Raw genomic sequence first — 23,538 nt, forward strand, 5'->3', positions numbered from 1 at the left:
CCCGGACGTCACGAGGGGTGGCCGGTGCGTCGCTGCTCGAGCAGGACGCCGACGACCCGCTCGACGAGGTCGTAGGGCACCGGCCGGTCGTAGCGCAGCTGCAGGGCGTCCTTGGCACCGCGGTAGGGCTCGACCGCGGCCGCCAGGTCGTCGTCCATCGGGGGCAACGGGTAGAGCCCGAGGTGCTTCTTCCACGCCGCCACGTGCACCAGCGGCCTGCCGTCCAGGACGAACGTGGGCATCTGGTAGCTGATCGCCTCGTCGACGCCGGGCACGACGCGGTGGACGAGGCGGCGCACCTCCTCCAGCACCGGGCGCGCGTCGTCGGGCAGGGACGCGGCGTACTCGTCGACGGTGCTGAAGCGGGCGGCCATGCCGGAGTTCTACTGGCCGTCGACCGGCTGCGACAGCTCGACCGTCGCGATACCGGGGGCCACGTCCCCTCCGGCGGGGGCGCCGGAGAGGTCGCCGAAGGCGCCCAGGCCGGCGAGGGCGAAGGCGCCGCCCAGGACCGCGGAGACGACGGCGAGCCGCGCGCGGACGACGCGGCGGGTCAGGGCTGCGTCGGTGCGGGTCATCGTGTCTCCTCGGTCCGGGCGGCGGTTCCCCCTGTGGTGCAGGACCGACTGTGCGCGCGGAACCGCACGGCGGACGCCGGGGAACCGCAAGGGATCCGCAAGATGCGCCGGCGTCGGCACGGGTGAGAATCCGTGACGAACGCGTGAACAGGCGGGTGCCGTCCTGGCACGGAGCGCGCTCCTGGTCGACAGTGAGGCGATGAGACCCGACGCCCGCGCCTGGTTCGAGCACCGCACCTCGTCGGCCACCGGCCTGGCCGAGCTCGATCTCGACGCCCTGCTCCGCGCCAAGCGCCGGGGTGGGCACCGCGTGAGCGTCGTCCTGCCGGCCAAGGACGAGGAGGCGTCGGTCGGGCGCCTCGTCGCCGAGCTGCGGGACCGGTGGGTGGTCCGCCTGCCGCTGGTCGACGAGCTGCTCGTGGTCGACTCCGACTCGACCGACGCGACGGCCGCCGTGGCGCGGGCGGCCGGTGCCGACGTCGTCGCGGCCTCCGACGTCCTCCCCGGTCAGGGCACGCGGCCGGGCAAGGGCGAGGCGCTGTGGAAGTCGCTGGCCGCCACCACCGGTGACCTGGTCGTGTTCCTGGACTCCGACCTCCTCGGCGACGTCGCCCACTACGTCCCCGGGCTGCTCCGGCCGCTGCTCACCGATCCGCACGTCCGCTACGTGAAGGGCTGCTACACGCGCCCCCTGGAGGTCGACGGGCACGTGCAGCCGGCCGGCGGGGGGCGGGTCACCGAGCTCACCGCGCGGCCGCTGCTCAACGCGCTGTGGCCGGAGCTCGCCGGCTTCGTGCAGCCCCTGGGCGGCGAGTACGCCGGCCGCCGCTCGGCGCTCGAGCAGGTGCCGTTCGTGTCCTCGTACGGGGTGGAGATCGGCCTGCTGATCGACCTGCTCGGGCTCGGCGGGCTGTCCTCGCTGGCCCAGGTCGACCTCGGCGTGCGCCGGCACACCTCGCAGTCGCAGGAGGCGCTCGGCGTCATGGCCGGCGAGGTCGTCTCCACCGTGCTCGCGCGGGCGGAGAGCGGCCGACCCGGGCACCAGCCACTCGCGGCGAGCGGCCTGCTCACCCAGTTCCGGCACGACGGGACCGGCTTCGTGCCGCACAGCCGCGCGGTCGCCGTCGACGAGCGGCCGCCCATGGCGACGGTCCCCGAGTACCGCTCGGAGCGGGCGGGTCTGGCCGGCTGACCCCCCGTAGCGGTGCGACCACGCGTCCGCGAGGATCAGCGCGTGCCGGTCGCTCCCCCCGCCCTGCCCGCGTGACCGCCGTCGAGGTCGTCGCCCACCGCGGCGCGACCGCCGATGCGGCGGAGCACACCCTGGCCGCCTACCGCAGCGCGGCCGCGGTGGGCGCGGACGCGGTCGAGTGCGACGTCCGGCTCACCCGCGACGGCGTGCTGGTGTGCGTGCACGACCGGCAGATCAAGCGGACGTCGAACGGCCGCGGCGTCGTCTCCGCCCTGCACCTCGCCGAGCTGGAGCAGTACCAGTTCGGCCCCCGCCGGCCGCGGGGGCGCAGCCGCTGGGCCGACGACGAGATCCTGTCGGTCACCGACGAGCCGGACGTGGAGAACGGCCTGGTCCTGACCCTGGACCGGCTGCTGGACTACATCACCGCGACGCCCGGCACCCTGCGGCTGGCGATCGAGACCAAGCACCCGACCCGGCACACCCGCAAGGTCGAGGAGGCGCTGGTCGAGAGCCTGCGCCGCTACGGCCTGCTGGGCAACGGCCGCCCGGTCGAGTGGGCGGGCAAGCCCGCCGTCCGGATGATGAGCTTCTCGCAGCTCGCCGTCCGCCGGATGGCCGAGCTGGCCCCGGCCGTGCCGACCGTGCTGCTCATCGGCAAGCGCCTGCGGCCGGTCCGCCGGGAGCTGCTCGGCGGGAGCATGACGGCGCTCGGGCCGGGGATCGCGCTGCTCCGCTCGGACCCCGACTTCGTCGCCGACGCGCACGCGGCCGGCAAGGAGGTCCACGTGTGGACGGTCAACCGCCCGCGCGACATGGACCTGATGCGGGACCTCGGCGTCGACGCGGTGATCACCGACCACCCCGACGAGATGCTGCGGCGGCTCGGCCGCCGCTCCGCCGCCTCCTAGCCGTGCCGAACCTGTCGCCGCAGGCAGCGAGGCCTTGACGTCGCACTTGCATTTTGCAAGTCTCCGCCGCATGAGCCTCTTCATCACCTGCCCGGTCGAGAGCGTCGAGCGCGCGACCGCCTTCTACAGGGCCCTCGGCTGGACGCTCAACGCCGAGATGTCCGATCACAACGTGTCGTGCTTCGCGATCGCGCCGGAGCAGTACGTCATGCTCGGCAGCCGCGAGATGTACGCGAGCGTCGGCGGCAGCGAGGACCTGGTCGGCGGACCCGGCACCCCCTCGAAGGTGACCGTCTCCTTCGACCTCGGCAGCCGGGAGGCGGTCGACGAGCTCGTCGAGCTCGCCGGCGCCGCCGGCGGGCGGATCGGCGACACCGACGACTACCCGTTCATGTACCAGCGCCAGTTCGACGACCCGGACGGCTACCACTACTCGCCGTTCTGGATGAAGCCGGACACCGATCCGACCGCGTGAGCGGGCTCGCCGCAGCCCTCGACGTCGTCGGAGCCCGGTGGGCCCTGCTCATCGTGGAGCGGCTGCTCGACGGGCCGCAACGCTACGGCGACCTGCAGCGCGACCTCGGGGTGCCGACGAACATCCTCGCGACCCGCCTACGCGAGCTGGAGGCGGCCGGGGTGCTGTCCCGCCTGCCCCTCCGGCACAACACCCGGGCCTACGCGCTGACCGATCGGGGGCTCGCCCTGCGCGACGCCATCGTCGCGCTCGGCCGCTGGGGCGGGCAGGGCGCCTAGGAGAGGTCGGTGTCGTCCAGCGCGGCGGTGAGGTCGGCCGGGGTGTCGTAGATCGCGAGGGCGCCGGCGTCGCGCAGCTCGTCGTCCCCGAACCCGCCGGAGCGGACGACGATCGCCGGCATCCCGGCGTTCTTGGCGGCCTCGACGTCGTAGACCGAGTCGCCGATGACCAGCGCGGGGGCGTCCACCGGCTCGCCCAGCTTCTTCAGCGCCACCTGCAGCAGGTCGGGGGCGGGCTTGGTCTCCTCGACGTCGTCGCTCGTCGTCCAGGCGTCGGCGACGTCCCGGACGTCGAGCAGGTCGAGCGCGCGCTCGACGTGGTGCGGCTTGCCGGAGCTGGCGAGGACGACGCGGTGGCCCCGCTCCTTCAGCGCCACCACCAGCTCGCGGGCCCCGGGGAGCAGCGCGGTCTCGCCCATCATTGGGTCGACCTCCTCCACCCAGCGCTCGCGGGCGGCGTCGCCGATGCGGTCCTCGACCTCGTCGCCGCCGATCGCCCGCACCAGCTGGTCGCCGCCCATGCCGATCAGCCGGTGGATCCGCCAGATCGGGTAGGTCTCCCCCAGCGACCGCAGCGCGCGGTACCAGGCGAGGGCGTGCTGGTAGTTGGTGTCGACCAGGGTGCCGTCGACGTCGAGGACGGCGATGCGCGCTTCACTCATGCGCCGCCCAGTGCCCAGGACCGGTGTGCTTTATCGCGATGAAGCACACAAGGCGGTCAGGACTTCGCGTGGTCGAGCAGGCCGCGGATCGTCTCGCCGGCCGCCTGGTCGCGGTAGCCCTCGTTGACCTCGTCGAGCGAGTACCGCCGGGTGATGAGCCGGTCGAGCTCCAGCCGGCCCTCCTCGTGCAGGCGCAGGAGCATCGGGATGTCCTTGAACGGGTTGCACGAGCCGAACAGCGAGCCCTGGATGCGCTGCTCGAACACGGTGGCCAGCTGGCCGCCGAGCGAGACGTTGCCGTCCTCCGGCCGGTCGGCCAGCGCCGTCAGCACGAGCGTGCCGCCCTTGCCGAGCGCCGACGCCGCACCCGCGTAGGCCTCGGCCGACATCTTCCCGACGGTGAGGATGACGACGTCGGCGCCCGTGCCGCGGGAGAGCTGCCGGGCCAGCCCGGTCGCCTCCTCCGCGGTGGCGACGGCGTGCGTGGCGCCCAGCGACTCCGCGAACTCGCGCTTCATGGCCACCGGGTCGACGCCGATGACGTGCATCGCCCCGGCGTGCACCGCGCCCTGCACCGCGTTGGCGCCCACCCCGCCGAGGCCGACGACGACCACGGTGTCGCCCGGCCGGACCCCGCCGGAGTAGACCGCCGACCCCCACCCGGTGGGCACGCTGCACGCCACCAGCGCCGCCGTGTCGAGCGGGAGCCAGGGGTCGATGCGGACGCAGGAGAACTCGCTCAGCAGCGTGTGCCGGGCGAAGGCGCCGACCATGCAGAAGCCGCCGAGGGGCTCGCCGTCCAGCCGGAAGGGGTAGGTCCCGGTCGGCAGCTCGCCCTTGGCGATCGTGGCGCCCTTGTCGCAGAGGTTCGACCGGCCCTGCGCGCAGAACCGGCAGTGCCCGCAGGCGGGCAGGAAGCTGGTGACGACGTGGTCGCCCGGCGCGACGGAGACGACACCGGGCCCCACGGCCAGGACGACGCCCGAGCCCTCGTGGCCGCCGACGATCGGGTAGCGCCCACCCGGGTTCGAGTGCCGCAGGTGCTCGTCGGAGTGGCAGAGGCCGGCGTAGGCCATCTCGACCAGCACCTCGCCCGGGCCGGGGTCGAGGACCTCCAGCTCGACGATGTCGTACTCGGTCCCGGCCTCGCGCAGCACGGCAGCTCTGGTTCGCACGCGGTCATGCTGCCTGCCTCGGTGCGGGCGGCTGCAGCGGCCCCTCGGCTCCGCGCGGGGAGCCGCCGTGCGGCACGATCGGGCGGTGCCCCCGGACGTTCCTGCGCAGCCCACCGAGACATGCCCCGGCTGCGGCGCCGTCCTCGTCCCGGTCCCGGACGGCGGTTCGCGCCACCCGGGGGCCTCGCCCTCGTGCGCCCGGCTGTTCGAGGTGACGCTGCGCGGGCTGCGCGAGGAGGCGGACGCCGCTCCGCGAGGCGGCGCGGTCGTGGCCCTGGCGGACGCGGCGTACGACGCGCAGCACCCGGTGGCCGGGGACCCCGGCCGGCTGCGGGCGGCGCTGGACCGCCTCGGCGCGCCGCCGGACCTCGACCTGAGCCGGCCGCCGCAGGTCTGGCGGACGACGATCGCCGACGTCGCGGCCGACCTCGACGTCATCGACCTGCAGGTCCTCGTCGAGTCGTGGGCGCGGGCCGTCGCCGACGACTGGGCCACCGTCACGACACACCGGGCGTGAGCCGGGTTCTTTCGCGCCGCTCATCAAATCAGATACGCAGCGTGCTTATGCTGCGACGGTGGGTGAACTCAAGGATCGTCGTGCGCAGAAGAAGGCGCAGACGCGCGAACACGTCCGCACCGTCGCGCAGCGGATGTTCGCCGAGGGCGGCTTCGACGCGGTGACCATCGCCGACGTGGCCCGCGAGGCCGACGTCGCCGTCCAGACGGTCTTCAACCACTTCGCGACCAAGGAGGAGCTGTTCTTCGCGGGGCGCCTGCCCTTCGTGGACGCGCCGGCCGAGGCCGTGCGCACCCGCGCTCCCGGCGTCTCGCCGCTGACGGCGCTGCGCCGCCACCTGGTGGAGGGCGCCGGCCACTTCGTCGCGCTGCACCTGTCCGACGAGACCGCGGCGTTCACCGCCGCGCTGGCCGCCTGCCCCGACCTCGCCGCCTACGAGCAGCGGGTGCTCTACGAGGCCGAGCTGCGGCTAGGCGCCACCCTGGCCGAGGCCTGGGCCACCGACCCCGAGCCGGGCGTGGGCACGGGACTGGCCCCCGAGATCGCCGCCCCGCTCACCGCCGCCATGTGGCTGACGGCATCTCGCGTCGTGCTGGTCGAGCAGCGGCGGCTGGCCGCCGACGGAGGCGACGCCGCCGCCGTCGCCGCGGAGGTGGAACGGCTGCTCGACCAGGTGCTCGCCACCATGCAGGCCCGCTTCGGCGCACCGCTCGACGCCGGTCGCCGCGCGGACACCGGCTGGCCGCCCGTGGAGATGCGCCGCGCCGGCTGACGCGGCCGGGTCAGACGACCGCGGGCTCCCGCGAGGCGGACACGGAGCCGGCGATCGGCACGAGGACGTCGTCGACCACGCGCTCGACGGCCTCGGGCGTCATCGCGCCGTCGCCCGCCGCGGTGTAGCGCTGCCACCAGAACGCCTGCAGCACCGAGCCCAGCAGCGCCAGCCGGCCGGGCTCGACCGGCTCGCCGCGATCGGCCGCCCGCTCCCCCAGCTCGGCGACGACGCGCTCGAGCGGGTGCACCAGCGCGTCGTCCAGCCCCTTGCGCAGCTGCTCCTCGTGGCGGGCGGCACCGACGATGCTGGCGACGGCGCGCTCCTCGCGGTCCAGCGGACGGGTCCACCGGGAGGCCAGCGCGACGAGGTCGGCGCGCAGCGAGCCGCCGTCCTCGGGGGTGTCCACCAGCCGGAAACGGCCGACCGCCGTGCACGCGAGGGCCGCCATGGTGGGCCAGCGGCGGTAGATGCCCGCCTTGCCCGCCCGGGCCCGTGCGGCGATCCGGTCGCTGTTGAGCCGGCCCCAGCCCTCCTCGGCGAGGATGTCCACCGCGACCGACAGCAGCTGCTCGGACAGCTCCGAGCTGAGCGGCCGCCCCGGCGTGCCGCTCATGACCGGATTCCGTGACCAGACGTCATACGCACCGCGACATCGTGACGTGTGGATGGACTCACCACAATGACCCTGCACCGGAACCGTTGAGTACTTTAGTACTTGAAATTTGGTGCACCGTGCGCAGACATCTGCGCAGGTCAGGGCACAAGTGTCCCAGTCAGGCGCCCGCGGCGCTCTCCACGTGCACCTTCACCGTCGCGCCGTCCTCCGACAGCCACCCCCGGCTGCGCGCGCCGGCGATCATCTGGTCCCACTGCGCCTGCCACTCCGGGCCCGTGGCCCGCGGCTGGGCGGCGGCGTGCAGGGCGGCGACGTCGAGGACGGCGGTCTCGCTGTCCTGCAGCCGGCCGAGCCCCGCCCGCTCCAGCACCTCGGCCGCCTCGTCGTCGGTCACCTGCCCCAGCGCCAGGTGCAGCCGGCCGAGGTCGTCGACGTCGACCACCCGCGCCTCGGGACGCTCGTCGGCGCCCGTCACCACCTCGACGATCACTTCGCCTCCCTGCTCATGGGGCCTTCATGACCACTATGGCCCTCAGACATGCCACGGGAAGCGGGTGAAGTCGGGGTCGCGCTTCTCGAGGAAGGCGTCGCGACCCTCCACCGCCTCCTCGGCCATGTACGCCAGCCGCGTGGTCTCGCCGGCGAACAGCTGCTGCCCGACCAGACCGTCGTCGATGAGGTTGAACGAGTACTTGAGCATCCGCTGCGCGGTCGGGCTCTTCGCCACGATCTTCTTCCCCCACTCGAGCGCGGTGGCCTCGAGCTCGGCGTGCGGGACGACGCGGTTGACCATGCCCATCCCGTGCGCGTCCTCGGCCGTGTACTCGTCGCCGAGGAAGAAGATCTCGCGGGCGAACTTCTGGCCGACCTGCCGGGCGAGGTAGGCGGAGCCGAAGCCGCCGTCGAAGCTGCCGACGTCGGCGTCGGTCTGCTTGAAGCGAGCGTGCTCGGCGCTGGCGAGGGTCAGGTCCGCGACGACGTGCAGGCTGTGCCCGCCACCGGCCGCCCACCCCGGGACGACGCAGATGACGACCTTGGGCATGAAGCGGATCAGCCGCTGCGCCTCGAGGACGTGCAGCCGCCCGCTCGAGCGCCCCTTGTCGTGCTCGTAGCCGTACTTCCCGCGCACGCGCTGGTCACCGCCCGAGCAGAAGGCCCACCCGCCGTCCTTGGGGCTGGGCCCGTTGCCGGTGAGGATCACGCAGCCGACGTCGGTCGAGAGCCGCGCGTGCTCCAGCGCCTCGATCAGCTCGTCGACCGTCTGCGGGCGGAACGCGTTGCGCACCTCGGGCCGGTCGAAGGCGATGCGGACGACGCCGGCGTCCACGGCCCGGTGGTAGGTGATGTCGGAGAAGCCGAAGCCCTCGACCGGCGCCCAGGCGGAGCTGTCGAAGATCTCGGAGACGTCGTCGCGGGCGCTCATGCGCTCGAACCTATCCGGGCGCCGGCACGCACCGCCGGGCCGTCACTTGCCGAGCAGGCCGCCGACCACGTCGGTCACCGGGTCGGTGACGCCCTCGACCACGTCGGTGACCGTCTCGCAGGGGCACTGCTTCTCCGGCGCCGGCTGCTGGGGCGCCGGCTGCTGCTGCGCGGGCGGCTGCTGGTTGCTGCCCGGCGACGTGGGCGGATTGCTCCCGCCACCGGACGGCGCCGGGTTCGTGCCGCCGCCGGCCGGCGCGGGCTGGGCTCCGGCCACCGGAGCCGACCCGCCACCGGTGCCGGTGCCCGCGCCCGTCCCGGCGGAGCTGCCGACCCCGCCGGCCGCGGCCGCGCCGCCCGTGCCGCCACCGCCCCCGACGTCGGACACGTCGGCGGCCGGGTCGACCGGCGGGAGCCCCGGCGCAGGGGACTGGGCGGACTCGGTGGCCACACCCGGGGTCGACGGACCGGGCCCGCCGCCGACGCCCGTGCCCGGGTCGCCGGTGAACACGCCCTCGGGATCGCGGGCGGTGCCGGCGCGGTCACCACCCCCGGCCAGGAACAGCGCCAGCGGAGCGGCGACGAGCAGGCCCGCGCAAGCCATGCCGAGCACCAGGATGATCCGGGCCCGGTGCTGCTGGACGGTGGAACGGAGAGCACCGAGCCCGGCGCCGCGCGATGCGGGGCCAGGGGCGCGGTGCCGGTGGACGCGGGACAGGGCCGGCTCCTTCAGGTGGTGCGGTGGTGCGGGAAGCCGTGACCGCCTACCCACGCAGAGCGACCTCATGCCCGACACGCCAGACTACCGTCGCGCGTCCTCCAGCAGCGGGCGCAGGCGGCTGAGGGAGGCCGCGAGCCCGGGGTGCAGGGCAACCTCGCCGAGCCCGGCCAGCGGCACCCAGGCCACCCCGTCGCTCTCGCCGTCGAGCCGCAGGTCCGCGGCCTCGATCCGCCGGGCGGGGCGGGCGAGCACCGTCGTGTAGGCCCAGCCGCCGTGGTCGTCGACCGACCGCGCACCGAGGACGACGTCGTCCGGGAGCAGGCCGAGCTCTTCGCGGACCTCCCGCAGGGCGCCGTCGGCGGCAGTCTCCCCGTGGTGCAGCGCGCCGCCCGGCGTCCCCCACGTCCCGCCGTGGTGCGACCAGACGGCCCGGTGCTGGAGCAGCACCTCGGGGCCGTCGGCGCCGTCGCGGTGCAGCAGCAGGCCCGCCGCCCCGGCGCGGCCCCAGTGGCGGTGGCCCTGGGCGCAGGTCGTCCAGCCGTCGGTCGAGGCGAGCACCCGCCCAGTGAACCCGGTCGGCGCAAGCCCGGAGCGCCATGGCACCCCCGCGGAAGCTCTGCCTCTGCTCGCCCTGGTAAGCAGAGGCAGAGCATGCGAACGGACATGTCCGGCTTCAGGAGGGCACGCCATGACCACCACGACGACGATGGCCGAGGTCCCCGGGCTCCTCGGCAAGGAGCTCGGCAGCAGCGACTGGTTCGAGGTCACCCAGGAGCACGTCGACCAGTTCGCCGAGGCGACCGGTGACCACCAGTGGATCCACGTCGACGTCGAGCGCGCCAAGGCCGAGAGCCCGTTCGGCGGGCCGATCGCGCACGGCTACCTGACGCTGTCGCTGCTCGCGCCGCTGTCGGCGCAGGTCCTCCTCGTCACCGACACGGTGATGGGCGTGAACTACGGGCTGAACAAGGTCCGCTTCCCGTCGCCGGTCCCGGTCGGGTCCAAGGTGCGGCTGACCGCGAGCCTGAAGAACGTCGAGGAGATCGCCGGCGGCCTGCAGCTCACGCTGGCCGCCACCATCGAGCGCGAGGGCGGCGACAAGCCGGTCTGCATCGCCGAGCCGGTCTACCGCTACTACGGCGGATGAGGCGCATCGCGGTCTTCACCGGCTCGCACGCGGGTCCGCCCTCCCACGCGGAGGCCGCCGCGGCGTTCGCCCGGCAGCTCGCCGAGGCCGGCGTCGGGCTCGTGTACGGCGGCGGCCACGTCGGGATGATGGGTGTCATCGCCGACGCCGCCCTCGCGGCCGGCGGCGAGGTCGTCGGGGTGATCCCGCAGCACCTGGTCGACGACGAGCTCGCGCACCCGGGGCTCACGCGGCTCGAGGTCGTGGAGTCGATGCACGAGCGCAAGGCGGCGATGGCCGAGCTCGCCGACGCGTTCGTCGCGCTGCCCGGTGCCGCCGGCACCCTCGAGGAGCTCTTCGAGGCCTGGACCTGGGGCATGCTCGGCCTGCACGCCAAGCCGACGGCGCTCTTCGACGTCGACGGGTTCTGGCAGCCCCTGCTCACCCAGCTGCGCCGCATGGTCGACGACGGCTACCTCGACGGCGCGCGCCTCGACGCCTTCGGCGTGGTCCGCGACGCGCAGGCCCTGCTGTCCTTCGTCGAGGGCTACGTCCACCCGCCCCGCAAGTGGACGGCGCCACCCTCCGCCTGAGCGGTGTCTGTAACTCCTCGGCAACAGGTTCGTGGTCCACTGGTCGCGTGCCGCCCCGTCAGGTCGCCGAGAGCCGTGTGGTCCACGGGCACAAGCGCGCCTTCATCCGGGCCGGCGAGGGTCCCGCGCTGCTGCTCCTGCACGGCATCGGGAACAACTGCCAGACCTGGGCGGGCGTGATCGACCGGCTCGCCGAGACGCACACCGTCATCGCGCCGGACCTGCTCGGGCACGGGAACTCAGACAAGCCGCGCGGCGACTACTCGATCGCCGCCTACGCCAACGGGATGCGCGACCTGCTGTCGGTGCTCGACATCGAGCAGGCCACCGTCGTCGGCCACTCCCTGGGCGGCGGCATCGCGCTGCAGTTCGCCTACCAGTTCCCCGAGCGCTGCCAGCGGCTCGCGCTGGTGGGCAGCGGTGGCCTGGGCCCGGAGCTCTCGGCCGGGCTGCGGGCGGCTACCCTGCCCGGCGCGGAACTGGTGATCACCGCGCTCGCCGGGGTGTCCGGGCCGCTGCGCGCCGGCCTGCAGGCCGTGGAGAAGGTGGGCCGGGTGTCCGGCTGGCGCCGGGTCGGCGACCTCGCCGAGGCGGGCGACGCCCTGCTCGCGCTCAAGGACGTCGAGGCGCGGCGGGCGTTCCTGCGCACGCTGCGCGGCGTCGTCGACGCGCGCGGCCAGGCGGTCACCGCGCTCGACCGCCTCTACCTCGCCGACTCCGTGCCGATGCTGGTCATCTGGGGCGGCCGCGACCCGATCGTCCCGGCGCAGCACGCCGAGACGGTGCGCTCGCTGGTGCCCAGCGCCCGCATCGAGGTGTTCCGGGACGCCGGCCACTGGCCGCACCTGGACGACCCCGACCGCTTCTGCGACGTGCTGCTCGACTGGATCGGCAGCACCGAGCCGGCCGCGCACGACCTGGACAGCTGGCGCCGGCTGCTGGCCCAGAACTGGGACGGCGTCGCGCGTCCCGTCCGTCCTGCCTAGCGTTCCCCTCATGCAGTCGACCGGCGCCGAGCACTGGGACGTCGTCGTCGTGGGGGGCGGGCCGGCCGGTTCCGCCTGCGCCGCGGCGGCCCGCCGGGCCGACCCGTCCGCGCGGGTCCTGGTCCTCGACCGGGCCGACTTCCCGCGCGACAAGGTCTGCGGCGACGGGATCGCCCCGGAGGCCCTCGACGTGCTGGCCGGTCTCGGCATCGACCCCGACGCGGCGACGGCGGGCTACGCCGTCGTCCCGCGCCTGCGGCTGCGCTCGCCGGGCGGCGCGGTGGTCGAGCGCACGATGCACCGGCCGGCCCGCGTCGTCCCCCGGGCCGTGCTGGACGCCCGGCTGCTCGCGGCGGCGCTGGCCACGGGCGCGGAGTTCCGGCGGCACGTCGTCCGGCGGCTCGAGGTGCGCGACGACGTCGTGGAGATCGACGGCGTGCTGACCGCCGGCGTGGTGGTCGGGGCGGACGGCGCCGAGTCCGTCGTCCGCCGGGCGCTGGGCACCGCACCCAACCGGCCGCACCACCTCGCGATCGCGATCCGCGGCTACGCGCCCGTCCCGGAGGGGCTCGAGGACGTCCAGCTCATCGCCACCACGGAGCAGCGGTGGCCGGCCTACGCGTGGTCGTTCCCCCTCGGCGACGGGCGGGCGAACGTCGGCTACGGCGAGCTGGTCTCCGGCGGCGTGAACCGCGAGGGGCTGCTCGCCGGGCTCGAGCGGCTGCTGCCCGGCGTCGGGGCGAACGAGCTCAGGGCGCACCGGCTGCCGCTGTCGACCGGTCGGCCGCGCCAGCCCGACGGGCGGGTGCTGCTGGCCGGGGACGCGGCCTCGCTGATCAACCCGCTCACGGGCGAGGGCATCTTCTACGCCGTGCTGTCCGGGTCGCTGGCCGGCGCGGCGGCCGTGCACGGCGCGGACGCCGGGGCGCGGTACCGCGGCGAGCTGCGGCGGCGCCTCGGCCGGCACCTGCTGCACTCGTCCACCGCGTCCTGGGCGAGCCGGTGGCCGTGGGTGATGGACGCCGTCTTCCGCGCCGCCGCCTCCGACCAGCGCGTGTTCGACGACGTCGTCGATCTCGGGCTCTCGGACGGCCGGCTGACCGCCCGGACCCTCGCCGCCGCCACCCGCCACCTCCGCTGACCCTCCCCCGCCGAGATCGCGGGATCTCGGCGCATCAGCGCGCCTGACGTGCCGAGATCACGGGATCTCGGCACGAGAAGCGGGTCAGCGGCCCGCGGGGAACCTCGTGAACGCGGAGGTGCGGGCGGTGCCGTCGTAGCCGCCGCGCGGGGCGCCGAGGCCGAACAGCGCGCCCACCGTGGGGGCGACGTCGACGGTGCGCGCCGGGTCGCTGCGCACGGCACCGCGGCGGACCGCGGGATGGCCACCGGCGACCAGGAACGGGATCGGCTCGGTGGCCGGGTGCCCGTGGTTGCCCGGGATCGGGTTCGACACCGGCGTGGTGTCGCTGAACCGCCAGCCCGCCCGCGTGAAGCAGACCAGGTCACCGGCCTCCGGGCCCAGGCGCAACTGGTCGGGTCGGTGCACCGCCAGCACCCCGGGGTGGGCCTGGACCAGCCGCCGGATCTCGGCCAGCCCGGCGTCTCGACGGCTGGCCCGGCCGATCCAGTAGAGGAGGTCGGCGCCCCCGTTCTGGGCGATCTCGATGCTGTCGCGCAGGTCGGGGCGGCTGCCGAGGACCTGCGCCACGGAGACGACGTTCGTGGCGATCGACCAGTCCATCGAGTGGTCGGCGAGGACGATCAGCACGCTCTTCTGCCAGCGCCCGATGGCCCGCAGGTGGTCGACGAACCGGCCGACCTGCGTGTCGCTGCTCAGCAGCGCGGCCTTGCGCGCGGCCGGGAGCACCGGCCCGAGGACGTCGCTGTGCCCCACCCGGTCGATGTCGCCGAGGTTGACGAAGACCAGGTTCGGGTCGAACCGGTCGACCAAGGCGACGGCGGCGTCCATGGTGAAGGCATCGGGTGCGTGACCGGTGATGGGCAGCACCGGCTGCGGCTCCCACCGATAGGTGGCGCGGGTGCCGAAGATGCCGAACAGGTACTCCTTCGACAGCACCGTCCCGGTGGTCGCGCCCGCCGCGTTCAGCCGCTCGATCACCGTCGGGAACCGCAGGTCCGTCGGGCGGTCGAGATCCCGGACGACGTTCTCGCGGCGGTCGAAGACGGCGTTGGCCGGGACGCCGGACCGGTCGGGCCGGACGCCGGTCATCATCATCACGTGGTTCGGGATGGTCTCCATCACCGGCAGCGAGCGCGACGCGGGGAACCACGTCCCCTCGGCTCGCAGGGCGGACAGCCGGGGCATGAGCAGGGGCTCCACCTCGCCCGGGCTGCAGCCGTCCACCACGAGCACGTACACCCGCAGGTCCGGCCTGCGCCCGGCCCGGGCCGGCTGCGCACCGAGCGCGGTCGACAGGACCACGGCCGCTCCGCCGGCGGCGCCGACCTGCAGGAAGCGCCGGCGGTCCATCACCCGGGCGCTCATGCCAGCCGCCCCGGGGCCGGCTGGACCTTCTGCGTCCCGGCGGGGACCCGGTAGGACGTCGACCAGACCGCCGCCGGGTTCGGGTCGGTGCGGTCGGCCAGCACGAACCAGTCCATCTGCGCGCCTGCCGGGGTCACCTCGAGCACGGAGAACCCGTGCGAGTCGAAGTCGAGGTACTTGACGTGCGGGTTGCTCGCCTTGAACGCCGTCTCCACCGCCAGGGACGTCGTCCGCGGCGGGGTCATGGTGATGTCGTCGAGGTTGTCGCTGGTCACCGACGTGCAGACGAGCTCGACGCCGACGCTGGTGCCGTTCACCGGGTACGTCAGCGCGTCGGCGGGCAGGTCGCAGGCCCAGCCGGAGTGGATGTCCCCGGTGAGGAAGACCGTGTCGCGGATGCCGCGGTCGCGCAGGTGGCCCAGCACCCTCGCGCGCTCGGCGGGGTAGCCGTCCCACTGGTCGACGTTGTACGGGACGCCGGACACCGGAGGTGCCGGGGCGTCGACCAGGGCGGCGATGCCCTCGGTCACCCGGCTGTCGAGGGCGGCCGGGAAGCGGACGGGCGCGATCATCACCGGGTTGCCGACCAGCTTCCACTGCACCTGCCGGTCGGCCAGCCCGTCCAGCAGGAAGCGCAGCTGCTCCGGTCCGGCGATGGTCCGGGCCGGGTCGGCCAGCGCCGGGTCGACCGGGGAGTCCACCTGCTCGTCGCGGTAGGTGCGCAGGTCGAGCATCGACAGGCTGGCGAGCCGGCCGAACCGCAGCCGCCGGAAGAGCCGGCCGCCGGCCTCGTAGCGCACCGGCATCCACTCGGCGTAGGCCTGCTGCGAGAAGCCGCGACGGCGGCGCCACTCGCCCTCGGCGCCCGGGGTGTGGTTCTCCGCGCCGCCGGCCCAGGAGTCGTTGGCCGACTCGTGGTCGTCCCACGTCACCACCCAGGGCGCGATCGCGTGCAGCGCCTGCAGGTCCGGGTCGGTCTTGTACTGCGCGTGGCGGCGCCGGTAGTCGGCCAGCGTGGTCATCTCCCGCGGCGGGTCGTGCGGGCGGACGACGATGTCACGGGCCTGGTACTCGCCCGGCGCGTACTCGTAGAGGTAGTCGCCGAGGTGCAGGACGAGGTCGAGGTCCTGCCGCCGGGCCAGGTGCCGGTAGGCGGTGAACCAGCCGGCCTGCCAGTTCGCGCAGGACACCACCGCCATCCGCAGGCGGGGAACGGCGGCGCCGGGAGCGGGCGCGGTGCGGGTCCGCCCCGCCGGCGAGACGACGCCCTGGCAGCGGAACCGGTACCAGTAGCCGGTGCCGGGGGCGAGCCCCGTCGCGTCCACCTTCACGGTGTGGTCGCGGTCCGGACCGGTCCGCACCGTTCCGCTGCGCACCACCCGCCGGAACGCCTGGTCGGTCGCCACCTCCCAGGTGACCGGGACGACGGGTCCCCTGCCGGTCCCGGGGTCGTCCCCGGGGCGCGGCGTCACCCGGGTCCACAGCACCACCGCGTCGGGCAGCGGGTCGCCCGACGCGACGCCGTGGCGGAAGGTGGGCCGGACAGGAGCGGCGGCGGCCGGGTCGGCGGTGGAGAGCGCCAGACCGGTGCCGGCGGCCACCCCGAGCTGGAGGGCCCTGCGGCGGGACAGCGAGCCGTTCGGCCTGGTCTCGGACGAGGTCACGCGCGGTCTATTGACCGAGCCGCCGGAAGGATGCGCGATCCGCCGGATGTTCACGGCCCGTTCAGTCGTGCTTTGTCGCGACAGAGCACGCCGCCCGGAGTTCCTGTGGGCGCCGCGTCGTGGTCACGCCGTCGTCATCGCGCCGCTGGACGCTTCTCGCATGACCGAGGCACCGCCCCGCCCCGTCGTCGTCCCCCTGTCCGACCGCGCCACGCCGGCCACCCAGCAGCAGCGCCGGCTGCGCTACAGCGCCACCCTCGCGCGATTGCGCGCCCGCGCCGCCGTGACGCCCGCAGGATCCCTCCCCCGCCTGCAGCTGTGCGGCGCGGCGAACCTGCTCACCGCCCTGGGCGTCCGCGTCGACGTCGTCCAGCCCCGGGTCGCGTGGCCGCGCGACCGCCGGCTCCGGCTGGAGGTCGAGAACACCGCCGGGCTGCTCGGCGACCTCGCCGTGCTGGTCGGCGTCCCGCGGACGACGGAGGGCTGGGCCGAGGTCGCCGACCGGGTGCTGCCGCTGCGGCCCTCCCGGCCGCGGACCCGCGCCGCGGGCGCCCTCACCTGCCCCGTGGCCGTCGGTTTCCGCACGGCCGACGGGCCGCTCCTGGTCACCCCCCGCACGCTGAACGACGTCGTGGCCGTCCGCGGGCTGGTGATCGAGGTCCGGCTGCACGAGGCACGGGACGAACGACGTGCGGCCTGACGCCGGGCATGTCCGGCCGGTTCCGGTTGTTGCCCTCCGTAGGGTCCGCGGCAGCTGGTCTCCGCGCTCGAGCGGACCCGCCCCGACCTCCCCTGACGTAAGGCCTGTTCCCCCCTGTGACAGTTCCCCCGCACTCCTCCGATCGACGGCGCAAGCGCAGCGCTCGTGAGCTCCAGGGCCGCGACGACGACCGCGCCGCCGCCCGCATCGAGAAGCTCGCCCAGCAGAGCTGGGTGGAGGGCGCCGAGCCCGAGCTGCCGGTGCGCACCACCCGCCCCGAGGAGGTCGTCTTCCACCTCGGGCCGACCAACTCCGGCAAGACCTACGAGTCGCTGCTCGCGCTCGAGAAGAACGGCCGGGGCGTCTACGCCGCTCCGCTGCGCCAGCTCGCCCACGAGGCGTACGCGCGGCTGTCGGCGGTGCTGCCGGCGGGGACCGTCGGCCTGAGCACCGGCGAGGAGGAGATCGACCCCGACGCGCCGATCGTCTGCTGCACCGTGGAGAAGGCGCCGATGCGCGGCGACCTGCTGGTCCTCGACGAGTCGCACTGGGTGGCCGACCCCGACCGCGGCCACCACTGGGCACGGCTGGTCCTCACCGGCGACTACCGCGAGATGCACCTGATCTCCGCCGCCGAGGCCTACCTGCTGCTCAAGCCGCTGGTCTCCGACGCGAAGCAGATCACCGTCGTCAACCACAAGCGGCTCTCGCGGCTCGACGTCCTCAAGGCCCCGGTCCGGGCCGACGGCGTCCGGCCGCAGACCCTCGTCGTCGCGTTCTCGCGCAAGGCCGTCTACGCCGTCGCCGCGGCGCTCGACCCGTACCGCCCGGGCAAGGTCGGTGTCCTCTACGGGGCGCTGCCGCCGGCCACCCGCCGCGAGGTGATCGACCGCTTCACCCGCGGCGAGACCGAGGTGCTGGTGACCACCGACGTCATCGGCCACGGCATCAACGTGCCGGCCCGCACCGTGCTCTTCGCCGAGACGACGAAGTTCGACGGCGTCGAGCGCCGCGCGCTGCGCACCTGGGAGACCGCGCAGATCGCCGGCCGCGCCGGGCGCTACGGCCTGACCGGGCACGGCACCGTCGGCGTGCTCGCCGGGGTCGCCGGCATGCGCGCCGACGCCGGGCTGCTCAAGGCCGGAGCCGAGGTGGCCCGGGGCGACGCGATGAGCGACCTGCCCAAGCGGCGGCCCCGGCTGCGTCCCGAGCTCGACGACCTCGGCGCCTTCGAGCCGGTCGACCTGCCGGAGGCGCTCACCCGCTGGACCGCCTGGGCGCGCGCCGCCACGAAGGACCAGCAGATGACCGCCGACGACGTCACCGGGCTGATCGTCCGGGTGCACGCCCTGCTGCCGCTGCTGCGCGGGCCGCTGGGCGCCGTCGGCGACCTCTGGACGGTGTGGCGGCTGATCAACCTGCCGATCGACTACAACCCGCCGCGGCGCACCCGCTGGCTGGTGCTCGCCCGGGCGGCGCTGCGCTCGGCCGCGGGCCTGCGGGTCGACCCGGAGACCGTGCTGGAGCCGGTGCCGGAGAAGGGCATGGTCGAGGACTACGAGCAGGCGGCCGCCGCCGCGCGGGACGCGCAGACCCTGCTCCGCTCCTTCCCCGGCGTCGCCGGGCTCACCGCCGAGGACGCCGCCGAGGTCGAGGAGGTCTGCGCCGACCGGATCACCGAGCTGCTGCCCGCGGCCATCGGGCTCTCCTCGTCGGGACGGTGCAGCTCCTGCGGCGCCGGCATCGCCCCCTGGTTCACCACCTGCCGCGAGTGCTCGGTGCGCTCCGCCGGCCGGGGCCCGGGCCGGGAGCGCCACGACCGCACCCGGCACCACGACGGGCACGACCGCCAGGCCCGCCCGGCGCGCTCCGGTGGCCGCGCGGGCGACACCGGCGGACGGCGCACCGGGCGCGGGAGCGCGGCGCAGGACGGCCGGGGGCGGACGCGCCGTCCCCGCTGAGGACGCGGGCGGTCAGCCGCCCAGCCGCTCGCCGTCCGCGCCGAACAGGTGCACGTGGCCCGGCCGCGGCGCCACCGTCACCACGTCGCCCTTCAGCGGCGGGCGCCGGGAGTCGACGCGCACGGTGACCGCCTGCGCGGTGCCACCGACCGTCGTCCGGCCGTAGGCGTAGGCGTCGGCGCCGAGCTCCTCCACGACGTCGACCTCGACCGGCAGGCCGTCGGCCGCGACCTCGAGGTCCTCGGGGCGGACGCCCAGCGTCACCTCCGCGGCGCCGGCCCGGTCGAGCACGTCCCGCTCGACCGGGTGCACCTCGCTGCCGAAGGCGACGCCGCCGTCGGTGACCGGCAGCCGGAAGAGGTTCATCGCGGGCGAGCCGATGAAGCCGGCGACGAAGGCGTTGCGCGGGCGGTCGTAGAGCTCCCGGGGAGTGCCGACCTGCATGAGCAGGCCGTCCTTGAGCACGGCCACCCGGTCGCCCATCGTCATCGCCTCGACCTGGTCGTGGGTGACGTAGACGGTCGTGACGCCCAGCCGCCGCTGCAGCTGCGCGATCTGACGGCGGGTCTGCACCCGGAGCTTGGCGTCGAGGTTGGACAGCGGCTCGTCCATCAGGAAGACCTGCGGCTGGCGGACGATCGCCCGGCCCATGGCCACCCGCTGCCGCTGCCCGCCCGAGAGGGCCTTGGGCTTGCGGTCGAGGTACTCCTCGAGGTCGAGCAGCGCGGCCGCCTCCCGCACCCGGTCGCGGATCTGCTGCTTGGGCACGCCGGCGATCTTCAGGGCGAAGCCCATGTTGTCGCCGACGGTCATGTGCGGGTACAGCGCGTAGTTCTGGAAGACCATCGCGATGTCCCGGTCCTTGGGCGGGAGGTCGGTGACGTCGCGGTCGCCGATGAGCACCCGGCCGTCGCGGACCTCCTCCAGCCCGGCGAGCATCCGCAGCGACGTGGACTTGCCGCAGCCCGACGGGCCGACGAGGACGAGGAACTCGCCGTCCTCGACGGTGAGCTCGAGGGCGTCGACCGCGGTGCGCTCCGCCCCGGCGTAGACGCAGGTCGCGCGGTCGTAGGTGACGGTCGCCATCGGGCCCTCCGGGCAATTCGGGGATCCGGGGAGGAAGTTCGTCCCGGGCGCTCGGAAGATACCGCTCCACGGGGCCCGCGGAAAGGGGCCGGAGCGGACCCGGTCGGCAATTCCGCCCGGTCGGTCGAATGGCACGGCGGGGCCCACCGGAAAGGGCGCGGGGAATGGCACCGCTCGTCTAGTGTCGTCGGCACATCCGGTCGCGGGAGAAGCAGAGGGACATGTCGGAACTGGACCGCCTCGTCAATGCCTGCCTGATGCCCGGATTCGCCGGACCGGCCGTTCCCGGGTGGGTCGCCGCCGCCCTCGACGACGGCCTGGCGGGCGCCTGCCTCTACGGGCAGAACCTCGTCGGCGCGGACTCCGCCCCCGACCGGGTGCGGGCCCTCTCCGACGGGATCCGGGCGGTCCGCCCCGACGCCCTGATCGGCCTCGACGAGGAGGGCGGGGACGTCACCCGGCTCGAGTACCTCGTCGGCAGCAGCTACCCGGGCAACCTCGCGCTGGGCGTGGTGGACGACGAGGCCGTCACCACCGCCGTCGCCGCCGCGATCGGGCACGACCTGCGGCGGGCCGGCGTGAACGTCGACTTCGCCCCGTCGGTCGACGTGAACAGCGACCCCCGCAACCCGGTCATCGGCGTCCGCTCGTTCGGGGCCGATCCGGCGCTGGTGGCGCGGCACGGGGCCGCGTACGTGCGCGGGCTGCGCTCGGTCGGCGTCGCCGCCACCGCCAAGCACTTCCCCGGGCACGGGGCGACCACCGTCGACTCCCACCTCGGCCTGCCGGTCATCGACGCCGACGAGGAGACATTCCGCCGCCGCGAGCTGCCGCCCTTCGCCGCCGCCGTGGCGGCGGGCGCCGACCTGGTTATGACCTCGCACGTCGTGTTCACCGCCCTCGACGACCGGCCGGCCACCCTCAGCCGGCGGCTGCTGGTCGACGTGCTGCGCGGCGAGCTCGGCTTCGAGGGCGTCGTCGTCACCGATGCGCTGGACATGGCCGGCGTCCGCGCCGCGCACGGCATCCCCGGTGCCGCCGCCCTGGCCCTGGCGGCAGGCGCGGACCTGCTGCTGCTGGGTGCAGAGGACGGCGAGGAGGACTGCGCCGCCGTCCGCCGCACCGTGGCCGAGCACGTGCGCGACGGCCGGCTGCCCGAGGCCCGGGTGCGCGAGGCAGCGGAGCGGGTGACCGCCCTGCGGGAGCGGCTCGCGCGGTCGTCCGCCGCGGAACGGTCCGCCGCCGACCGCGAGGTCGGCGCCGCCGCGGCCCGCCGCGCGACGCGAGCCCGGGAGGCCGGCCGACTGCCCGGCCCCGCGCTGGTGGTGGAGCTGCGCGGCGAGGCGAACATGGCGGTCGGGCAGGCCAAGTGGAGCCTCGCCGAGCCGCTCGCGGCGCACGGGCTGCTGGCCGGCGCCGTGGCCGTGCACGGTGGGGCGCCGTCGGTCGAGGAGGCCCTGGCGGGGGCGGACGGGCTGCCCGTGGTCGTCGCCGTGCGCGACGCCTACCGCGGCGACTGGCAGCGGGAGTGGCTGCAGCGGCTGGTCGCCCGGCGCCCGGACGCCGTCGTCGTCGCCCTCGGCATGCCCGACGACGCCGACCTCGTCCCCGGCCCCGTCGTGACGGCGCACGGAGCCGGTGCCGCGAACACCCGCGCGGTCGCCGAACTGCTCGGCGGCCGGTCGTGACGACCCTGCTCCGGGGCGCCCGCCGGGTCGACACCGACGGGGTCGTCGACGGGGGCTGGGTCCTCCTCGACGGCGCGACCGTCGCCGCGACCGGGAGCGGTGCGCCCCCACCCGCCGACGAGGTGGCGGACGGCGCCTGGCTGACCCCCGGTTTCGTCGACCTGCACGTGCACGGCGGCGGGGGCTCCTCCTTCGACGACGGCGCCGACAGCATCACCGCCGCGCTCGAGGTGCACCGCCGGCACGGCACCACCCGCAGCGTGGTCAGCCTGGTGGCCAACCCGATCGGCTCGCTCGAGGCGTCCCTCGCCGCCGTCGCCGGCCTGACCGGGCAGCGCACCGGCGTGCTCGGCTCGCACCTGGAGGGCCCGTTCCTGTCGCCGCGGCGCTGCGGGGCGCACGACCCCGCCCACCTGCGGGCACCCGGCGAGGACGACGTCCGGCGCCTGCTCGCCGCCGCGGACGGCACGCTGCGGCAGGTCACGCTCGCACCGGAGCTGCCCGGGGCGCTGGAGGCGATCGAGGTGCTGGCCGGGGCCGGCGTCACCGCCGCCGTGGGCCACACCGAGGCCGACGCGGAGCTCACCGGGCGGGCCTTCGACGCCGGGGCGCGCCTGCTCACCCACGCCTTCAACGCCATGCCCGGCATCACCGCCCGCGCGCCCGGGCCGGTGGCGGCGGCAGTGGCCGACCCGCGCGTCACGCTGGAGCTCATCCTGGACGGCCGGCACGTGGACCCCGCCGTCGCCGGCCTGCTGTTCGCGGCCGCTCCCGGCCGGGTCGCGCTGGTCACCGACGCCATGGCCGCAGCCGGGGCCCCGGACGGCCGGTACCGCCTGGGCGGGCTGGACGTCGACGTCCGCGACGGCCTCGCCGTCCTCGCCGGGACGGCGACCATCGCCGGCTCCACGCTGACCCTCGACGCCGCTGTGCGCACCGCCGTCACCACGCTCGGCCTCGACCCGGTCGCCGCCGTCAGGGCGGTCACCGCCACCCCCGCGGCGGCGCTGGGTCTCGCCGACCGCCTGGGGCGGCTGGCAAGCGGCTACGCGGCCGACGCCGTCCTCCTCGACGAGGACTGGACGGTGCGCGGGGTCTGGGCCGACGGCCGGCGGGTCCGCTAGGGCCGCTGCCACTCCGGCTTGTGCGCGTAGGTGTGGCGGTAGTAGTCGGTCAACCGGAGCGCCGAGGCCGCCGCCTCGTCGACGACGACGGCCGCCCGCCGGTGCAGCTGCAGCGCCGAGGCCGGGCACATGCTGGTCAGCGGGCCCTCGACGGCGGCCGCGACCGCCTCCGCCTTGCCCTCCCCCTGCGCCACGAGCAGCAGTGCGCGCGCCTCCAGGATCGTGCCGAGGCCCTGCGTGAGGCAGTGCGTCGGCACCTCGTCCGGCGAGGCGAAGAACCGGGCGTTGTCGGCGCGGGTGCGGGGGGCGAGCGTCTTGATCCGGGTGCGCGAGGCGAACGACGACGTCGGCTCGTTGAATCCGATGTGGCCGTTGGCGCCGATCCCGAGCAGCTGCAGGTCGATGCCCCCGGCGGCGGCGATCGCGCGGTCGTACTCCTCCGCCGCGGCCTCCAGGTCGGCCGCCCGGCCGTCGGGCACCCGCACGCGTTCCGGTGCCAGCCCGAGCGGGCCCACGACCTCGCGGGCGATCACCGCCGCGTAGCTCTCCGGGTGGTCGAGCGGGATGCCCACGTACTCGTCCAGCGCGAAGCCGCGGACGCCGGACATGTCCAGCTCACCCGAGGAGACCCGGCGCGCCAGCTCGGCGTAGATGCCGGTCGGCGAGGACCCGGTGGCCAGGCCCAGGACCGCCTCGCGGTCGCGGCGGACCACGGCGGCGATCCGGTCAGCCGCCAGCCGGGCCACCTCGTCGGCCGAGCCGAGGATCACGACCTCCAC

At 75.2% G+C, this 23,538-nt stretch carries 27 protein-coding genes; 14 read left to right on the forward strand and 13 right to left on the reverse strand.

Annotated elements, in window-relative coordinates; translation table 11 throughout:
* Window positions 1-8: 8 nt before the first annotated feature.
* Entirely contained in the window at window positions 9-374 is a 366-nt protein-coding gene (locus ACI78T_RS06875) for an iron chaperone (protein WP_456557335.1), read from the reverse strand.
* A 9-nt stretch (window positions 375-383) separates the two neighbouring features.
* Entirely contained in the window at window positions 384-578 is a 195-nt protein-coding gene (locus tag ACI78T_RS06880; RefSeq protein ID WP_456557336.1) for a hypothetical protein, read from the reverse strand.
* Between the two features lie 199 nt (window positions 579-777).
* Between ACI78T_RS06880 and ACI78T_RS06885 the strand changes: the two genes are divergently transcribed.
* The 4 genes from ACI78T_RS06885 to ACI78T_RS06900 all read left to right on the forward strand — a co-directional run bounded on the left by ACI78T_RS06885 (window position 778) and on the right by ACI78T_RS06900 (window position 3,434).
* A complete protein-coding gene (locus ACI78T_RS06885; protein ID WP_456557337.1) occupies window positions 778-1,770 on the forward strand; it encodes a glucosyl-3-phosphoglycerate synthase in 993 nt (330 codons plus the stop codon).
* 71 nt (window positions 1,771-1,841) lie between these two features.
* Entirely contained in the window at window positions 1,842-2,681 is an 840-nt protein-coding gene (locus ACI78T_RS06890) for a glycerophosphodiester phosphodiesterase (protein ID WP_456557338.1), read from the forward strand.
* Window positions 2,682-2,751: 70 nt separating this feature from the next.
* Window positions 2,752-3,156, forward strand: coding sequence for a VOC family protein (locus ACI78T_RS06895; RefSeq protein ID WP_456557339.1), 405 nt, complete (start codon window positions 2,752-2,754; stop codon window positions 3,154-3,156).
* A complete protein-coding gene (locus tag ACI78T_RS06900) occupies window positions 3,153-3,434 on the forward strand; it encodes a winged helix-turn-helix transcriptional regulator (RefSeq protein ID WP_456557340.1) in 282 nt (93 codons plus the stop codon). The genes ACI78T_RS06895 and ACI78T_RS06900 overlap by 4 nt, the downstream gene beginning before the upstream one ends.
* Here ACI78T_RS06900 and ACI78T_RS06905 read toward each other — a convergent pair.
* Both ACI78T_RS06905 and ACI78T_RS06910 read right to left on the reverse strand, forming a co-directional pair.
* Complete coding sequence (locus ACI78T_RS06905) at window positions 3,431-4,096, reverse strand: HAD family hydrolase (protein WP_456557341.1); 666 nt, start codon at window positions 4,094-4,096, stop codon at window positions 3,431-3,433. The two genes, ACI78T_RS06900 and ACI78T_RS06905, sit on opposite strands and share 4 nt — an antisense overlap.
* Window positions 4,097-4,152: 56 nt before the next feature.
* Window positions 4,153-5,271: an NDMA-dependent alcohol dehydrogenase gene (locus ACI78T_RS06910; protein ID WP_456557342.1), complete on the reverse strand. Its 1,119-nt coding sequence runs from the start codon at window positions 5,269-5,271 to the stop codon at window positions 4,153-4,155.
* Between the two features lie 85 nt (window positions 5,272-5,356).
* On the opposite strand from ACI78T_RS06910, the gene ACI78T_RS06915 reads away from it, so the two are divergent.
* Together ACI78T_RS06915 and ACI78T_RS06920 are read left to right on the forward strand one after the other, a co-directional pair.
* Window positions 5,357-5,788 (forward strand): DUF5946 family protein, encoded by a 432-nt coding sequence (locus ACI78T_RS06915; protein ID WP_456557343.1) that lies wholly within the window; start codon window positions 5,357-5,359, stop codon window positions 5,786-5,788.
* Window positions 5,789-5,846: 58 nt separating this feature from the next.
* The gene (locus ACI78T_RS06920; protein WP_456557344.1) at window positions 5,847-6,560 is read left to right on the forward strand and encodes a TetR/AcrR family transcriptional regulator; all 714 of its coding nucleotides are present in this window, start codon (window positions 5,847-5,849) and stop codon (window positions 6,558-6,560) included.
* Between the two features lie 10 nt (window positions 6,561-6,570).
* Here the strand turns inward: ACI78T_RS06920 and ACI78T_RS06925 are convergent, their stop codons facing one another.
* The 5 genes from ACI78T_RS06925 to ACI78T_RS06945 form a co-directional block, all read right to left on the reverse strand.
* On the reverse strand, window positions 6,571-7,176 hold the full coding sequence (locus tag ACI78T_RS06925; protein ID WP_456557345.1) for a TetR-like C-terminal domain-containing protein: 606 nt from the start codon (window positions 7,174-7,176) through the stop codon (window positions 6,571-6,573).
* A 160-nt stretch (window positions 7,177-7,336) separates the two neighbouring features.
* Entirely contained in the window at window positions 7,337-7,669 is a 333-nt protein-coding gene (locus ACI78T_RS06930; RefSeq protein ID WP_456557346.1) for a hypothetical protein, read from the reverse strand.
* Window positions 7,670-7,711: 42 nt separating this feature from the next.
* Window positions 7,712-8,602, reverse strand: coding sequence for a 1,4-dihydroxy-2-naphthoyl-CoA synthase (locus tag ACI78T_RS06935; protein ID WP_456557347.1), 891 nt, complete (start codon window positions 8,600-8,602; stop codon window positions 7,712-7,714).
* Between the two features lie 42 nt (window positions 8,603-8,644).
* On the reverse strand, window positions 8,645-9,205 hold the full coding sequence (locus tag ACI78T_RS06940) for a hypothetical protein (RefSeq protein ID WP_456557348.1): 561 nt from the start codon (window positions 9,203-9,205) through the stop codon (window positions 8,645-8,647).
* Window positions 9,206-9,403: 198 nt separating this feature from the next.
* A complete protein-coding gene (locus ACI78T_RS06945; protein ID WP_456557349.1) occupies window positions 9,404-9,880 on the reverse strand; it encodes an NUDIX domain-containing protein in 477 nt (158 codons plus the stop codon).
* 130 nt (window positions 9,881-10,010) lie between these two features.
* Between ACI78T_RS06945 and ACI78T_RS06950 the strand changes: the two genes are divergently transcribed.
* The 4 genes from ACI78T_RS06950 to ACI78T_RS06965 are packed head-to-tail and all read left to right on the forward strand — an operon-like array spanning window position 10,011 to window position 13,168.
* Window positions 10,011-10,469 carry a MaoC family dehydratase gene (locus ACI78T_RS06950; protein WP_456557350.1) on the forward strand — a complete coding sequence of 153 codons (459 nt, stop codon included), beginning with the start codon at window positions 10,011-10,013 and terminating at the stop codon, window positions 10,467-10,469.
* Window positions 10,466-11,041, forward strand: a complete 576-nt coding sequence (locus ACI78T_RS06955; RefSeq protein WP_456557351.1) for an LOG family protein — start codon at window positions 10,466-10,468, stop codon at window positions 11,039-11,041. The genes ACI78T_RS06950 and ACI78T_RS06955 overlap by 4 nt, the downstream gene beginning before the upstream one ends.
* A gap of 47 nt (window positions 11,042-11,088) precedes the next feature.
* Window positions 11,089-12,027, forward strand: coding sequence for an alpha/beta fold hydrolase (locus tag ACI78T_RS06960; protein ID WP_456557352.1), 939 nt, complete (start codon window positions 11,089-11,091; stop codon window positions 12,025-12,027).
* 10 nt (window positions 12,028-12,037) lie between these two features.
* Complete coding sequence (locus ACI78T_RS06965) at window positions 12,038-13,168, forward strand: NAD(P)/FAD-dependent oxidoreductase (RefSeq protein WP_456557353.1); 1,131 nt, start codon at window positions 12,038-12,040, stop codon at window positions 13,166-13,168.
* An 84-nt stretch (window positions 13,169-13,252) separates the two neighbouring features.
* Here the strand turns inward: ACI78T_RS06965 and ACI78T_RS06970 are convergent, their stop codons facing one another.
* The gene (locus tag ACI78T_RS06970; protein WP_456557354.1) at window positions 13,253-14,536 is read right to left on the reverse strand and encodes an alkaline phosphatase family protein; all 1,284 of its coding nucleotides are present in this window, start codon (window positions 14,534-14,536) and stop codon (window positions 13,253-13,255) included.
* Window positions 14,533-16,200 carry an alkaline phosphatase D family protein gene (locus ACI78T_RS06975; protein WP_456557355.1) on the reverse strand — a complete coding sequence of 556 codons (1,668 nt, stop codon included), beginning with the start codon at window positions 16,198-16,200 and terminating at the stop codon, window positions 14,533-14,535. Before ACI78T_RS06975 ends, ACI78T_RS06970 begins: the two co-directional genes overlap by 4 nt.
* 160 nt (window positions 16,201-16,360) lie before the next feature.
* Here ACI78T_RS06975 and ACI78T_RS06980 point away from each other — a divergent pair, with 160 nt between their 5' ends.
* Both ACI78T_RS06980 and ACI78T_RS06985 read left to right on the forward strand, forming a co-directional pair.
* Window positions 16,361-16,900 (forward strand): hypothetical protein, encoded by a 540-nt coding sequence (locus ACI78T_RS06980; protein WP_456557356.1) that lies wholly within the window; start codon window positions 16,361-16,363, stop codon window positions 16,898-16,900.
* 116 nt (window positions 16,901-17,016) lie between these two features.
* The gene (locus ACI78T_RS06985) at window positions 17,017-18,861 is read left to right on the forward strand and encodes a helicase-related protein (protein ID WP_456557357.1); all 1,845 of its coding nucleotides are present in this window, start codon (window positions 17,017-17,019) and stop codon (window positions 18,859-18,861) included.
* Between the two features lie 12 nt (window positions 18,862-18,873).
* Here the strand turns inward: ACI78T_RS06985 and ACI78T_RS06990 are convergent, their stop codons facing one another.
* Window positions 18,874-19,947 (reverse strand): ABC transporter ATP-binding protein, encoded by a 1,074-nt coding sequence (locus ACI78T_RS06990; protein ID WP_456557358.1) that lies wholly within the window; start codon window positions 19,945-19,947, stop codon window positions 18,874-18,876.
* 221 nt (window positions 19,948-20,168) lie between these two features.
* Between ACI78T_RS06990 and ACI78T_RS06995 the strand changes: the two genes are divergently transcribed.
* Window positions 20,169-21,635, forward strand: coding sequence for a glycoside hydrolase family 3 N-terminal domain-containing protein (locus tag ACI78T_RS06995; RefSeq protein WP_456557359.1), 1,467 nt, complete (start codon window positions 20,169-20,171; stop codon window positions 21,633-21,635).
* Window positions 21,632-22,759, forward strand: a complete 1,128-nt coding sequence (gene nagA, locus ACI78T_RS07000) for an N-acetylglucosamine-6-phosphate deacetylase (RefSeq protein WP_456557360.1) — start codon at window positions 21,632-21,634, stop codon at window positions 22,757-22,759. The genes ACI78T_RS06995 and nagA overlap by 4 nt, the downstream gene beginning before the upstream one ends.
* Here nagA and nagB read toward each other — a convergent pair.
* Complete coding sequence (nagB, locus tag ACI78T_RS07005; protein WP_456557361.1) at window positions 22,756-23,538, reverse strand: glucosamine-6-phosphate deaminase; 783 nt, start codon at window positions 23,536-23,538, stop codon at window positions 22,756-22,758. The two genes, nagA and nagB, sit on opposite strands and share 4 nt — an antisense overlap.

This window comes from Blastococcus sp. SYSU D00922, assembly GCF_054050495.1.